Source organism: Marinococcus salis, assembly GCF_054971365.1.
This window is the reverse complement of the sequence record NZ_JBQOJB010000023.1, coordinates 18629-32106: the sequence shown is the minus strand read 5'-3', so window position 1 is coordinate 32106 and position 13478 is coordinate 18629. Positions and strand designations below refer to the sequence as shown.

At 46.0% G+C, this 13478-nt stretch carries 12 protein-coding genes and 1 pseudogene; 8 read left to right on the top strand and 5 right to left on the bottom strand.

Features of this window, described 5'->3' with window-relative positions:
* Window positions 1–186, bottom strand: a pseudogene (locus tag ACTTK6_RS14515) (ectoine hydroxylase); the annotation flags it as partial.
* Window positions 187–581: 395 nt separating this feature from the next.
* Complete coding sequence (locus ACTTK6_RS14510) at window positions 582–1016, bottom strand: universal stress protein (protein WP_079475656.1); 435 nt, start codon at window positions 1014–1016, stop codon at window positions 582–584.
* Window positions 1017–1419: 403 nt separating this feature from the next.
* Here ACTTK6_RS14510 and ACTTK6_RS14505 point away from each other — a divergent pair, with 403 nt between their 5' ends.
* Window positions 1420–2997: a BCCT family transporter gene (locus tag ACTTK6_RS14505; RefSeq protein WP_079475657.1), complete on the top strand. Its 1578-nt coding sequence runs from the start codon at window positions 1420–1422 to the stop codon at window positions 2995–2997.
* Between the two features lie 51 nt (window positions 2998–3048).
* Here the strand turns inward: ACTTK6_RS14505 and ACTTK6_RS14500 are convergent, their stop codons facing one another.
* Window positions 3049–3768, bottom strand: coding sequence for an MBL fold metallo-hydrolase (locus ACTTK6_RS14500; RefSeq protein WP_186807361.1), 720 nt, complete (start codon window positions 3766–3768; stop codon window positions 3049–3051).
* A gap of 194 nt (window positions 3769–3962) precedes the next feature.
* Here ACTTK6_RS14500 and ACTTK6_RS14495 point away from each other — a divergent pair, with 194 nt between their 5' ends.
* From ACTTK6_RS14495 to ACTTK6_RS14465, 7 genes are all read left to right on the top strand, one after another.
* Window positions 3963–5186 (top strand): MFS transporter, encoded by a 1224-nt coding sequence (locus ACTTK6_RS14495; RefSeq protein WP_462833757.1) that lies wholly within the window; start codon window positions 3963–3965, stop codon window positions 5184–5186.
* A gap of 217 nt (window positions 5187–5403) precedes the next feature.
* The gene (locus tag ACTTK6_RS14490; protein WP_462833756.1) at window positions 5404–5976 is read left to right on the top strand and encodes a cell wall hydrolase; all 573 of its coding nucleotides are present in this window, start codon (window positions 5404–5406) and stop codon (window positions 5974–5976) included.
* 116 nt (window positions 5977–6092) lie between these two features.
* Complete coding sequence (locus ACTTK6_RS14485) at window positions 6093–6923, top strand: TIM barrel protein (protein ID WP_462833755.1); 831 nt, start codon at window positions 6093–6095, stop codon at window positions 6921–6923.
* Window positions 6924–7300: 377 nt separating this feature from the next.
* Window positions 7301–7672, top strand: a complete 372-nt coding sequence (locus tag ACTTK6_RS14480) for a DUF2512 family protein (protein WP_079475662.1) — start codon at window positions 7301–7303, stop codon at window positions 7670–7672.
* 16 nt (window positions 7673–7688) lie between these two features.
* Window positions 7689–8180, top strand: a complete 492-nt coding sequence (locus tag ACTTK6_RS14475; RefSeq protein WP_079475663.1) for a DUF2243 domain-containing protein — start codon at window positions 7689–7691, stop codon at window positions 8178–8180.
* Between the two features lie 4 nt (window positions 8181–8184).
* Window positions 8185–8943 (top strand): cytochrome c oxidase assembly protein, encoded by a 759-nt coding sequence (locus ACTTK6_RS14470; protein ID WP_462833754.1) that lies wholly within the window; start codon window positions 8185–8187, stop codon window positions 8941–8943.
* Window positions 8944–8965: 22 nt separating this feature from the next.
* Window positions 8966–10507, top strand: coding sequence for an FAD-dependent oxidoreductase (locus ACTTK6_RS14465; protein WP_462833753.1), 1542 nt, complete (start codon window positions 8966–8968; stop codon window positions 10505–10507).
* Between the two features lie 44 nt (window positions 10508–10551).
* On the opposite strand, the gene ACTTK6_RS14460 is transcribed toward ACTTK6_RS14465, so the two are convergent.
* Both ACTTK6_RS14460 and ACTTK6_RS14455 read right to left on the bottom strand, forming a co-directional pair.
* Window positions 10552–12249: a methyl-accepting chemotaxis protein gene (locus ACTTK6_RS14460; protein ID WP_462833752.1), complete on the bottom strand. Its 1698-nt coding sequence runs from the start codon at window positions 12247–12249 to the stop codon at window positions 10552–10554.
* Between the two features lie 247 nt (window positions 12250–12496).
* The gene (locus ACTTK6_RS14455) at window positions 12497–13327 is read right to left on the bottom strand and encodes a GGDEF domain-containing protein (protein WP_462833751.1); all 831 of its coding nucleotides are present in this window, start codon (window positions 13325–13327) and stop codon (window positions 12497–12499) included.
* Between the last annotated feature and the right edge of the window lie 151 nt (window positions 13328–13478).

Below are 13478 nucleotides of genomic sequence, written 5' to 3'. Positions count from 1 at the left end.
CATCATGTCGACTTCCTCGTCGGTGAACAGCTTCTGGAGCATGAGGTAGCCGTTCTCGTCGTAAAAGTCCAGTTCCTCTTTCTGCAGTGGTCCGTCGAAGTCGGATCCGCCATGAACAACGGGGTCCTTCCGGTCCATGATTTCCTTGTGGTCGCCTTGTCTGGATGGATACTTATCAATTGCCATTTTCGAGTCCTCCTAAAATTTTAAAGCTTAGAATGAGAGCAGGCTGAAGAGTCCTGCTTTAAAGTGGGTGAAAAAAGTTCTTCTTGAGCACCGGCTACATGCCTGGTTGCACGTCGGCTAAAAGATAAAAATAATGCACAGCGAAAACAAAAGACCAATAGAGCCCGGGAGAGGAGTAAACCGGTTTTTGTACGCAAAAAAGCCAGAAAAGAGACAGGGCTTTTCTGGCTTATGTTTTAGGCGCTATTGTCCCAACATTTCCACCATGCATATATTTTTGTTCCTCAAATAAATGGGAACACTTAAATGGTTCCCGCTTGTAAAAGGAATAAACCTAATTTTTCAAAAAAAAACAGCGGCAATTTACGCCAGCTGCTTTTCGCTAATATTAATTACTAAGAACGGACCACCATCACACTGCATGGGGCTGTTTTTGCGATGTGTTCTGACACACTGCCCATGAATATTTTCTCAACAGCGTTTAAACCAGTGGCGCCGGTTATTATCAAATCGACATGATATTTTGGCACAATATCACGGATAATTTTCGTTTTAGGGGAGCCGTATACAAGTTCTACAGTTACGTCTGAAATACCAGCTTCCTCTGCCTGCTTTTTATACTTTGCCAGTAATTCATTAGCATCTTCCTGCACTTTTTCAATAATAGACGGGGCGTAACTGCTCATTGGCTGGTAGGCGTTTTTGTTGATTACCCTGGCGATTATAAGCTGGGCTTGCTGCGCCCTGGCAATAGGGAGAGCGGTTTCAAAAGCGTATTCAGCCTGTTCAGACCCGTCGACAGCGACTAATATAACGTTCATTGTTTGCATAGAACATCCTCCTAATATAGTAGATTCGCAGGGAACGCCTGCTTGAAACCTAATGCTGGAGAGAAGACAAAAAGTAAATGGAGTGAACTTTGTGTACCTCTTTGATGATCTATATTCCTACCTTCATTGTACCCGATATTTTTCAGGTTTACGATGCTAATAAAAGAATAATTAGTGAAATAGTCATGAAAATAAATAAGTTCATTGAAAAAATCCACAGATCAGTGAATTTGTGTATTATTTGCAGGTTAATTCGGGTACAACGATACATAAGGCTTTGTATGTTAGTTCTTTGCTCCTAATACTAGTTTAAAGAGTTTTTTGAAACTAACTGTTTTTAAAAGGCCTTATATGTTAAAGTTTCGTTAATTCGTTTCTGCAAGCAAAGAGAGGGGGAAGCATCATGAGTGAAAAAGAGAAGAAATTTAAATTTCTCAACAGTATCTTTTTTATATCTTTTATCATCATTTTTGCGTTTGCGTTATGGGGAGCAATAGCACCACAGGCCCTGCAGGCCCAGGCCGAATTTACATACGGCTTTATCGCTGATACGTTCGGCTGGTTCTATTTACTGTTTGTGCTGTTTTTGATCTTATTTAACTTTTATATGGCGTTCAGTAAGTATGGACGTGTCAGGCTGGGAGGCGATGACGCCCGGCCGAAATATCCTTTTTTTACCTGGATTGCGATGCTTTTCAGCTGTGGATTTGGTGTAAGTATCGTATTCTGGGGTGTGGCAGAGCCAATGACCCACTTCCAGACTCCGCCGCCCTGGACAAACGTGGAGCCGGGAACACCCGAAGCGGCAAGAGAAGCAATGTGGAACGCATTTTTTAACAACGGTATTCACCAGTGGGCTTCATTTACATTTGTAGGGCTTGCGATTTCCTACTTTTTATACCGTCAGGAAGAGCGTAGCCTTATCAGTGACACGATGAATGGTGTTATTGGAGATGGCACGCGCCCGCTCCGTAAAGGTTTCCGTAACGGCGTGGATATCATTGCTGTTATCGCTACAGTAATGGGGGTAGCAACCACACTCGGTTTGAGTGTGCTGCAGATCAGCGGCGGCCTCAACAGTGTGTTTAACGTGCCTGCCAGTTCGACGACCCAGTTTATAATTGTTGCTGTCATGTTCGTATTCTTTATGGCTTCCACAATTTCCGGCCTGGACCGCGGAATAAAATATTTGAGTAATGTAAACCTTGGGCTGGCATTATTTTTAATGGTAGCGGTCCTGTTTATCGGACCGACCGGCTTTATATTTGAAACAATAACAATGGGTCTTGGTGATTACGTTCAAAACTTCTTCCAGGCAAGCCTGCGTATGGAAAACTATACAAATGGCACCTGGGTGCAGGACTGGCCGATTTATTACTGGGCCTGGACCATTGCCTGGTCTCCGTTCGTGGGCATGTTCGTAGCCCGTATTTCCAAAGGCCGTACACTCCGGGAATTCGTTCTTGGCGTTATGGTGGCTCCGCCATTTATCGGTATAATCTGGATTGGTATTTTCGGCGGCACTGCCATCAACCTGGATTTATTTCACAATACAGACATAGCAGGGATCGTTGCGGAGGATACGACACGGGCCATGTTTGCCATGCTGGATAATATACCACTTGGCACGCTGCTTTCGATACTATCGATTTGTCTGTTGTTTACATTCCTTGTAACGTCAGCGGACTCTGCAACATTCGTACTTGGCATGATGACCTCTAACGGAGATACGAACCCATCAATGCTTTTAAAAATAATCTGGGGCGCTCTCATTGCAGGACTCGCTACTGTATTAATTATCAGTGCCGGCCTGAATGGGCTTCAGACAGTTTCTCTCATCGGGGCTTTACCGTTCTCTATCGTCTTGTTTATCTCCGCCATTTCCTTGCTGAAATCCGTTCGAAAGGATTACAAGGAAACGAGACTGCGGGAGGAAGAGGAGCGCCGGCAGCGAATTCGGGAGGATATCGAAAACTCGTGATCAACGTACAGACGAAAGCACCTCCGCAACCGGCGGAGGTGCTTTTTTTATTTAGGATAAAATCTCACTGATTTTATGATTGATGTCTCCGTGTACGACGCCTCCGTGGTAACAAATCACGGTGGTCATATCAAAGCCGAGGAGCTTTTCGAGGGAACGGCGGGCTTGTTCCATATCAGGGGTCACTTCTGCGCGTGGGCCGAAAAGCTCGCCGTCTTTAGCAGTCAAAGCGTCGCCCGCAATAAGCGTATGGCTGTTTTCGTGATACAGGCTGATATGGCCGGGAGTATGGCCGGGCGTATGCAGGACAGTCAGCCCCTCAATGGGTGTGTCTTTTTCTTCTACAGTTTCACTGATAAGCGATGGCTCGGTTTTGTCAAACATGTGGCCAACTCTGTCCCGCTTTGCTTCTGGAAGAGTATCAATCAGGTTTGCTTTGGCATTACTGCTTAGTTTGATCAATGGCTCCGCGCCGTCCACATAAGGCTTGTCGGCCGAATGCACGAGAACTCGTAAGTCGGGATGGTCGTGAAGAATTTCCGGAAGGCTGCCAATGTGATCAATGTCCTGATGGGTTAAAATAATAGTTTCAAGGTGATCAGGATTTAGATTTTCATTTCGTATCAATTCATAAATCTCTTCTTCATATCCAGGCATGCCTGTGTCAAAGAGGATAAGGCGGCCATTGTTATTTATGAGGGTTAAGTGTAGTACCATAGTGTCTGTTCCGTTTGGAATAGACAGTTCGAGTACGTGCATAGTTTCTGTCAATTTCATAGCGGCCGAAGCGGTCAGCTCCGGTTCACCTCCTTATATTAATAATGAACCTAAAAGGATTATTCCTCGTTTTCTTTTATCTATAACATGTGCATAATGGAAAAGTACGTGTATATGGAAAAGGGGAAAAGTATGATACCGTATTCTTGGCCTTGTTTTTAAGACGATGTAAAGAAAGGAGGGTATTGATGGCTTCGAAAAAAAATAAACATTCGCCCGATAGCTACACGCTTGGACTAATAGCCGCCCCGGAGCTCCCAAAGGAAATTTGTGACGAAATAGAAGGGGAACTTCCCGATTTACTCAAAAACTATGTAGATGACCGGAGAGGCTGGGAAGTGGAAGTGCTCCTTGATCCTTTTGCCGGAGTGATAGAAAAATCAGAACCGGTAATTGAGGAAGCAAAAAAGCATAAAGAAAAGCATGAATGGGACTACGCCCTCTGTTTTACAGATCTGCCTATTGTAGACGGAAAGAAGCTGGTAATAGCTGACGCCAGCTCAGACCGGGAAATCGGTCTTATTTCCCTGCCCTCTCTCGGAGCAATGCCCATGAAAAAGCGCGTCCGGGAAGCAATGATGCAGCTTGTAAATGAAATGCATCATGGAAGCTCCGAAGAAGACCGTGAACGGCAGAATGAGCGCATTGCAGAAAACCAGGAACAGCTTGAGGAGCACGAAGACGACCATTCCTACCAGCTTCGTGGCAGAGGCTCCAGGGAGCTGATGGGCAGCCGTTTGTACGAGCGTTTTTCTCCAATTAAAAGGAAAGTATATTCTAATGAAGAGGAAAGCCAGCACGTCCGCTTTTATGCCAATCTGAATGTAAGGGGACGCACGAGGCTGCTTTCCGGCATGGTGCTGGCAAACCGTCCCTGGACGATTTTTCCAGCCTTTAAGCGTGTCATCGCTTTAGCTTTTGCTACTGGTGCTTACGGACTGATTTTTCCAAGCTTCTGGATGCTGAGTGATACTTATGGCTTTTGGCGTTTTCTTGCAGTTATGTTTACGGCTATGGTTGCTATGACCGTATGGTTTATCGTTGCTCATGGGTTATGGGAAAACGAGTCCAAGGCAGAATCTAAATTTTTGGTCCGCTCCTACAACAAAGCTACGGCTTCTACAATCGGCATTGCCATTATCCATTATTATATTGTGTTATTTATTATGTTTTTGATTGTGTCTCTGTTATTTATTCCTGCCTCCCAGCTGGCGCTGAATTTATCGGGCACAGTAACCTTTGCAACCTACCTGAAAATTTCATGGCTTGCCTGTACAGTGGCTACGTTGGGAGGGGCGCTTGGAGCAGGACTGGAAAGTGAAGAAACGGTTCTTAAAGCAACCTATGGCTACCGCCAGCGTATCCGCAATGAACGTGCAAAGTCAGAAAAACAGAAAAAAAATTCCTCCTGATGTCTATGCATTCTGGCGCGTACGGAGCCATACAGGAAATATATTGCCCGTGGTTGTGCTTATAGATTTTCTTTACTTATTTCAGCGGAAAATAGCCGAATATCCCCTCAGTGGTAATTATTATTTCTGGCAGAAAAATGGTAGAGTGATGGCAAACCTGTCATTTACCGCCATCATTGGAACAATAATTTTGCCTCATTGATAAAGGGTGATTATAATGTCCAGGCAGTATTCCATTTACACTGTAATGGGAACGCTTGCTGTTTTTGCCGCTGTGCTGGGTGTCTTAGTCTACAGCGTGCATGAACGAAGCCAGACAGCGGAGCAGGAACCAGAAGAAAAGCAACCTGCAGTAGAAGAAGAGACAGTACAGGAAGCAACGGCACCTGAAGAAGAGGAAGAAAGAGTGGCCTCAAGCGAAGTCCCTGAGGTTGAAAATGAAGAACTGCTTGAACGGGCTGTGCATGCAGAAGCCAAAGATGAGTCTTTTGAAGGCATGGTAGCCGTGGCTAGTGTTATTTTGAACCGTATTGAATCAGAAACCTTTCCAAATGACGTTGAAAGTGTCATATATGAAGAAAATCAGTTTCAGGTTGTGGCTGACGGAAGTATAGAAGAGTCTCCTTCCGAACGCGCAGAAGAAGCAACAGAAGAAGCGCTGAATGGATCGGAACCCGTAGGTGATTCATTGTTCTTCTGGAGTGAAAAAGTGCCGAAAGACAATTGGCTTTGGGAAACAAAGACAGTGGACTATGAAATCGGCGGCCACGTGTTCTCGGAAGATGTTTAATAAAGACCAGCGGCTTTGCCTCGCTGGTCTTTATTTGTAGCTTCTATAGTTCTTCCAGCACTTCGTGGAGAAGAAACATATTACAGAAGAGTTGTAGTAGTGAAAGGGAGGATGGGATGAATTTTTCGATATGCAGCTGGGTGTTTGGAGACCGGCCGATTGAGCAAACGATGCGTGACGTATCCGTCATAGGGTACGATGAAATTGAAGTGCATGCGAGAGACTATAATTGGGAGGAATTGGTCGATCTGGCAGAAACCTTGGATATCCGTATCCGGGGCTTGTGTGCGGATGCAGGCTGGCCGCGGAAAGAAACAGATTTATCACAGGTGAACCCTTCCATGCGAAAAACAGCTGTAAATTATTTTAAAGAGCAGATCAACCGTGCATACCGGGCAGGAGCAGAATACATGGTGCTGTCCCCGTGTGCGCCAGGTAAAGCAGAGCCGGAAGAAAACGGCAAAGCAGAATGGGAAGCGGCTGTCCTGTCACTTCAGGAAATAGCTCCATATGCAGAAGAAAGAAACGTCGCGCTTGTGATCGAGCCGTTAAATCGTTATGAAAGCTGTATTATTAACACCGGTTGGCAGGCGTTGCTGCTGGTGAAGGAAATAGGGCACCCTTTTGTAACGACGATGCTCGACACTTTTCATATGAACATTGAAGAAAGCAGCATGGAAGCACCTTTTCATCATCTTGGCCCAGCTCTCAGCCACATACACGTAGCAGATACTAACCGGCAGGGTCTGGGATACGGGAGGCTCTCATGGAAAACAATTGCAGATACCATTAAGGAAACAGGCTACGGCGGAACAATTACAGTAGAATGCCTGCCTCCCGATTTGAGCGTGTTCTCCTCCGCTGAAGGAAAATCGGAAGCAGATATTATAAATGAATATGCTGAAAAATCGCTCCAGCGTCTTCACCGGCTTTTTCGTGCTGAATAATATGAATAACCCTACGCGGCACAAGAGGGCGGACTATAACTGTCATCCTAATCCAGGGCTATCGATGGGTGAGGGAACAAATGGTTTTTTGCCCGGCCTGAAAGACATGCTCCAGCTCATAATATTTCTTTAAAGAGAGCGCAGGATAGAGATAGTATTGCTAAATCATTTAGTTTGCTGAGCTTGAAAGAACTCTCTTTTAATCCAAAAGAAAGTTTATGGAAATGTATTTAAAGGAAACAGAAGAATAGCCAAGCATTAACTGCATAAACGGAGGCAGCAATCGCGGGATTAAGCCTTGCGGTAAGCCAGGAAAAGAGAGGCGTCTTTCCCTGGCTTTTTGTGTATTTTTAAGCACACATGGAAAGGAGTAAAACATGAAGCATATCAAAGCATTAACTGGTAAAAGCATAATGACTGCCGCACTGTTATTTTTGGTGCTGAGCATCGCAAATGGGGTTTCTATTTGGAGTGTGCTGGTGCTCACTATTATCATCGGCGCCATCAGCTACCCACTCGGAGATCTAGTACTGCTTCCACGTGTAAAAAGCCTAATGGCAGCGGGCGCAGATGCCATTTTAGTATTTGCTGTCGTATTAGCTGCAGGGGCTGTGATCACTTTCGCTGGCCCAGTACTGCTTGCAGCTGTGGTAACCGCAGTGTTGATGGGGGCAGCTGAATACATGTTTCACTTTTATATGGGCACACATGTACTTTTTTCGAGCAATCGACTGAAAACAGATATGTAGCAGAGGAGGACCAGCCATGTCAGAAAAAAATGAAGCTATGCTTCGGAGAAACCAGAAAAACTACGCCGGGCGAAATATATTATCCGGCTTTCTTTTCGGTCTCGGGCTCATTGCTTTTATCGATGAAGTAGTCTTTCACCAGCTGCTACACTGGCACCATTTTTATGATTTATCAACAACGACCGCAGGGCTCATCTCAGATGGCTTTTTTCATGCATTCAGCTGGTTTGCTACGGTAGCTGCCTTATTTATGGTGGCTGATCTCCGGCGCCGGCAGAGCTTCTGGCTGCGTCGGTGGATCGGGGGCACACTGACCGGGGCCGGCTTTTTTCAGCTTTACGATGGCCTGGTCCAGCATAAATGGATGGGCATTCACCAGATACGGTACGGTGTAGATATTCTTCCTTACGATCTTGTATGGAATATTAGTGCACTCGTCATCCTTATTGCCGGCATAGTGGTATGGAGGCAGACTTCGCAGATGAAAAAACAGAAAGAAACGGTATAAGCTGATGACTACTGCTCATTATATTGCAGAAGGAATACTTGCGGCCCCCTTTATCCTTGTGTGCCTGCTGTATCTTTTTGCAGCTTTCCGGGATGCGGGATGGCCGGCACGCCGCATCGGCTTGTTCGTCACTGGCACAGCGGCGGCAGTGATTTCAGTCCTCGGGCCAATTCCGCGGATGGCTCACGATTCATTTGTCATTCATATGACCGGGCACCTGCTGCTTGGCATGCTGGCACCGCTTTGTTTAGTGCTTGCGGCGCCGGTAACGCTTGCTCTTCGTGCTTTGCCAGTACCTGCAGCGAAAAAACTGGCTAAAATGCTGCGGAGCCGCTTTGTAACAATAATTTCTCATCCGGTGACGGCCACGGTGCTGAATATTGGCGGTTTGTGGTTTTTATATACGACCGGGTTGTACGCCTTGATGCATGCTTCTGCTCTTATCTATATTATCATTCATGTCCATATTTTCTTGGCGGGGTATGCGTTTACAGCTTCAATTATTTATATTGATCCGATGCCTCATCGGTATTCTTTCCTGTTCCGATCCGGGGTGCTTGTGGCAGCGCTTGCAGGGCACGGTATTTTATCCAAATACTTGTACGTGTCACCGCCGGCAGGGGTAGGCCAGGAAGCTGCCCAGGCAGGATCAATGCTGATGTATTACGGGGGCGATGCGGTGGATATTGCCATTATGGTGATTCTCTGCTGGCACTGGTATAAGGCAGCCCGCCCCCGGGAAGATAAAGCAGCCGCGGTTTGAATAACTATAAGGAGGAACTACAATGACTAACAACAGAAGTGTCCCTTTATATCCACATTCTTTATGGCTTAAGGAAAGCGAATCTACAAACATGCCGGCACACAGCGGCGAAGACACCGCAGAAGTTACTATTGCAGGCGCCGGAGCAGCCGGTATTACAGCTGCTTACTATTTAGCGAAGGCTGGAGCCAAAGTTGTGCTGCTCGAAGCGGGAAGGGTACTTGAAGGCACCACCGGAAATACAACAGCAAAAATATCCTCCCAGCACGGCATGATATACGATGAGCTGATGCAAAATCAAGGGCGGGAAAAAACAAGCCAGTACCATGAAGCTAACGAACAGGCGATCCGTGATATGCGAAACCGGGTGGAAGAGCTTGGTATTAATTGCAAATGGGAGGAACGGGACGCTTTTATTTATACGAATAGCGAACAGCAGCAAAAAGTGATGGAGCAGGAAGCCGAAGCATACCGGCTGCTAAACGTTAACGGCGGAGAGGCTTCTGAAGAACATGATCTTCCGTATGCTGTCGCTCGGGCCCTTGTGATACGCAATCAGGCCCAGTTTCAGCCAGTGCATTATTACCATGCACTTCTTGAAGAGGTAGTCCGGCTGGGCGGGCGTGTGTATGAAAATACGAGGGCTTCGGATGTAAATAAATCAAATGGTAAAGTCGTAGTTAACACAAACAATGAAAGCAAAATTACGAGTGATTATCTTTTGGTGACAAGCCATTTCCCTTTTAACGACGGCATGGGGAAATATTACAGCCGTCTGCACGTGGAGCGTTCCTACATTATCGGGGCTAAAGTCCAGACGATGCCAAGGCATATGTATATTAGTGTAGATTCGCCTTCAAGATCGCTTCGTACAGCAAAAGATGAGAACGGAGAGGATCTTCTTTTAATCGGCGGGGAAGGTCATACATCTGGTAAAAATGAAACCAGCACGTTTGAGCGGTACGAGGCGCTGCGTACCTTCGGTGAAGAGCACTTTGGTCTGCAGGAAGTGCCTTACCGCTGGTCGGCTCAGGATATGATTACCTTGGATAAAATGCCGTATGTCGGGCCGATGGCTTCCGGAGAAAGGCAGATTTTTACTGCCACCGGCTTCATGAAATGGGGAATAAGCAACAGCGAAGCAGCAGGAAAAATGCTGGCTGATTACGTGCTAGGCAATGAAAATATCTACAAAGAAGCGTTTGACCCGACGCGCTCTGAACTGAAAAAGAAAAACATTCAATCCTTCGCAGCCGAAAACATGGATGTCGGGAAAGAAATGGTTAAAGGAAAATCCAACCGGGGCGATAAAGAAAAGAACCTGGAAAATGATGAAGGAGCTTTAATTAATACCGAAGACGGGAAGGCCGGAGCTTACCGGAATGAAACAGGAAGGCTGTATGTTGTCGACACCACCTGTACGCATATGGGCTGTGATCTTTCCTGGAACAATGCAGAACGGAGTTGGGACTGTCCGTGCCATGGGTCAAGATTTTCCTACGATGGGGAGGTTATTGAAGGCCCGGCAGTAAAGCCGCTGAAGCGTAAAACAGATCTAGAATAACAAAGAAGGCCGGGAGAAAAAATCTCCGGGCCTTATTATTCGTATTACAGCTTAAATTTATCTACTTCGGCGTTCAGCTGGAGGGCAAGGTCGTTCAGGTTTTCTGAATTAGCGGAAACTTCCTCCATGGAGCTGCTCGTCTGCTGGACGGAAGCGGCAGTCTGTTCGACCCCGGCAGCAGATTCTTCGGATACAGAAGCGATTTCTTCAATGGAAGCATTGATTTCCTGACTGCTTGAAGAGATAGCCGCCAGATTTTGAGTGACGGATTGGAGGTTTTCTGCCATTGCCTGAATAGCTGTATTGATCGTATTGAATGTTTCTCCCGTTGTTTGAATCTGGGAGGTGCCGAGTTCTACTTCTTTATATCCTGCCTGCAGAGAGGCGGCGACAGAGGAAGATTCGTTCTGAATACCCTCTACAATGCCGGTAATGTCTGTAATGGAAGCAGACACCTGCTCGGCAAGCTTTCGTACTTCATCAGCCACTACGGCAAATCCGCGACCCTGCTCGCCGGCACGGGCAGCTTCAATGGCAGCGTTTAAAGCAAGCAAATTCGTCTGGTTGGCAATATCGTTAATCACAGAAACTAATTTTGAAATTTCCTGGGATTGTTTATCGAGCCCTTCGACCTTCACGGCCGCATTTTTTACGATAGCATCGATCTTTTCCATTTGATGCACTGAAGTGTCCATCAGTTGCCGGCCTTCATTTGTAATAGAGAGAATATGTGTTGATGAGCTGCGAACGTCTTCGCCCTTCGTATGGGCATCGGAAACAGTTTCAGTGAAGTCACTCATTAATGAAGCGATGCTGCTGGCACTTGTCGCCTGGGATTCTGCTCCGGAAGCGAGCTCTTCCATCGTAACGGCCACCTGCTGGGAGCCTGCCTTCACCTCGTTCGCCGAATGAGTTAAATTCTGGCTCTGATCCGATACGTCTGTGGACATCTTTTTAATTTGTGTAAGCAGCCGGGTCATGTTGTTATTCATTTGATTGGCGGCTTGTACGAGCTTTCCAGTTTCATCGCGGGATGTAGCTTGCATCGGCTCCTGGCTCAAGTCGCCCTCTGCAATAGCCTGCATACGGTGCATGACCGTTTTAATTGGAGCAGAGATCGTGCGTGCCATAAAAAAGGAAATGGCAGTTCCGGCAAGGATGACTAAAAGGGAAATAATTGTACCGGTAGTCATCAGGTTTCTGCCGCTTTCAAGCACATCTTCCCCTGCAGCTGTGATTAATCCTTCTCTTTTTCCAGCCAAATCTTCAAAGCCGGTCATAATCTCCCGGGCCAGTGGCTTGGCAGTGGTATTTAGTATCTGTTTAGCTTCTTCTTCATTACCTGCTTCGTAAGCTGGGAAAACCTCCGAGGTAATAATCTGCTCCCATTCGATACTCTTTTCCGTTAATGTCTCCAGCTCAGCAGAATCGAAGTCGGCGAGCATCTCCTCTTCCAGCGCAGCGCTTTCTTCTGTGTATTCCATAAAGCTGCTTTTAAATTCCTCATCCCCGAATAAAACGTACCCCCGGGAGAGGGCGACACGCTGTGCCATATTAAACGCTAGTTTTTCATCAGCGATCAATAGTGGGAGCTGCTGTTCAACAATATCCTTTGTTTCGGCATTTGCCCTGCTGTTGGCGTAAAAATTATAGACGCCAAGCGCTGTGACCAGCAATATAAGCACCAGAAAGCCAGTTAAAATTTTTGCACGCAAGCTTTTAAAATTAAACCATTCCTTCATCCCCTACACCCCTTTAATATTGTACTGGTTCTTTAACCTGATAAAGCCCCAGCCATACTGCTCTTTTGTTTCTGCCTGCCCATAGAAAGGGAGGCTGAAAATATTGAAGCAGAAAAAAGGAAGAATTGCCTCTCTAAACATTTATCGATACAAATTAAATCAAAAAGCATAGGCCATTATTACTGTAAAAATGAAGGAATTGTGGCAGAAATATTTTCCCGGTACCACAAAAGGTTTCGAAGCCTCTTTAGTTAAATGGAAGCGAGCTTTCGTGCTTTTGGCGTTTGGCTTTATACATTTTTTGATCAGCCTTATGCAGCACGGAAGCAAAATCCTCGTGCTGGCCTGAGGACTCATACACCCCAATGCTGACGGCAATAGTAAAAGTAATTTGCCCGTCTGTGTAAGGGACACGAAGCTGTTGGGCGATACGGCTTTTGGTCAGCTGCGTGCTTTTCGTATTTTTCGTGCCGATCTGCTCCATAATGACAAACTCGTCTCCTCCTAAACGGTAAAGGCGCTGTTCTGGACTGCAGGCGCTGCCAATTCGGCCGGCAGTGAACTGAAGCACACGGTCGCCGGTAATGTGGCCGTAGGTATCGTTAATAGTTTTAAATTGATCCACATCAATAAAGTAAAGAAGATAAGAAAAGCCCGAGTTGGAGGTTTCTTGAAAAAACTGCTGCAGGGCAGCCCGGTTCGGCAGATTGGTTAAATCATCGCGGCCGACCTTTTCTTTAGTGGCCTCAAGGTGGGCTATAGTGCGATTCAAATCGTCATTTAGCCGGCCAATTATTCCAGTGCTTTGAAATGAAGCACGAGCGCTGAGATCTCCGTTACGCACAGAGGTCAGTACAGCCTGAAAGTGATCAATGCACCGGCGCACAAAACCGAAAAAAAGAAAGTAATTCAAGAGGCCGAGCGCCACACCGGCGGTAATCGAAGCGGTATAAAACATTTTTAAAAACGAAGCAGGAATGGGAATAACTGCCGGCATGATAACTGCAAAACTGATCCCGATAAAAACACCGAAGAACATATAGACAGCGAACATGACAAATAGATAATTTATTTTCATAGGAAACGCCCTTTCCAGCGGAAAAGTTGATTGTATTGAAACAGCTTAAACAAAGAGGCAGCATTTGTAATATATATCGTCATGATCCTGCTAAATCGTATACTTACAGCAAAAATTATCTATATAAACACCTTTCCAGAGATAAACCTTT

What these genes read in the sequence shown, in the direction of transcription:
- ACTTK6_RS14510 (WP_079475656.1), bottom strand. Translation starts at nt 1,016, where the DNA reads ATGCAAACAATGAACGTTATATTAGTCGCTGTCGACGGGTCTGAACAG.
- ACTTK6_RS14505 (WP_079475657.1), top strand. Translation starts at nt 1,420, where the DNA reads ATGAGTGAAAAAGAGAAGAAATTTAAATTTCTCAACAGTATCTTTTTT.
- ACTTK6_RS14495 (WP_462833757.1), top strand. Translation starts at nt 3,963, where the DNA reads ATGGCTTCGAAAAAAAATAAACATTCGCCCGATAGCTACACGCTTGGA.
- ACTTK6_RS14490 (WP_462833756.1), top strand. Translation starts at nt 5,404, where the DNA reads ATGTCCAGGCAGTATTCCATTTACACTGTAATGGGAACGCTTGCTGTT.
- ACTTK6_RS14485 (WP_462833755.1), top strand. Translation starts at nt 6,093, where the DNA reads ATGAATTTTTCGATATGCAGCTGGGTGTTTGGAGACCGGCCGATTGAG.
- ACTTK6_RS14480 (WP_079475662.1), top strand. Translation starts at nt 7,301, where the DNA reads ATGAAGCATATCAAAGCATTAACTGGTAAAAGCATAATGACTGCCGCA.
- ACTTK6_RS14475 (WP_079475663.1), top strand. Translation starts at nt 7,689, where the DNA reads ATGTCAGAAAAAAATGAAGCTATGCTTCGGAGAAACCAGAAAAACTAC.
- ACTTK6_RS14470 (WP_462833754.1), top strand. Translation starts at nt 8,185, where the DNA reads ATGACTACTGCTCATTATATTGCAGAAGGAATACTTGCGGCCCCCTTT.
- ACTTK6_RS14465 (WP_462833753.1), top strand. Translation starts at nt 8,966, where the DNA reads ATGACTAACAACAGAAGTGTCCCTTTATATCCACATTCTTTATGGCTT.
- ACTTK6_RS14460 (WP_462833752.1), bottom strand. Translation starts at nt 12,249, where the DNA reads ATGAAGGAATGGTTTAATTTTAAAAGCTTGCGTGCAAAAATTTTAACT.
- ACTTK6_RS14455 (WP_462833751.1), bottom strand. Translation starts at nt 13,327, where the DNA reads ATGAAAATAAATTATCTATTTGTCATGTTCGCTGTCTATATGTTCTTC.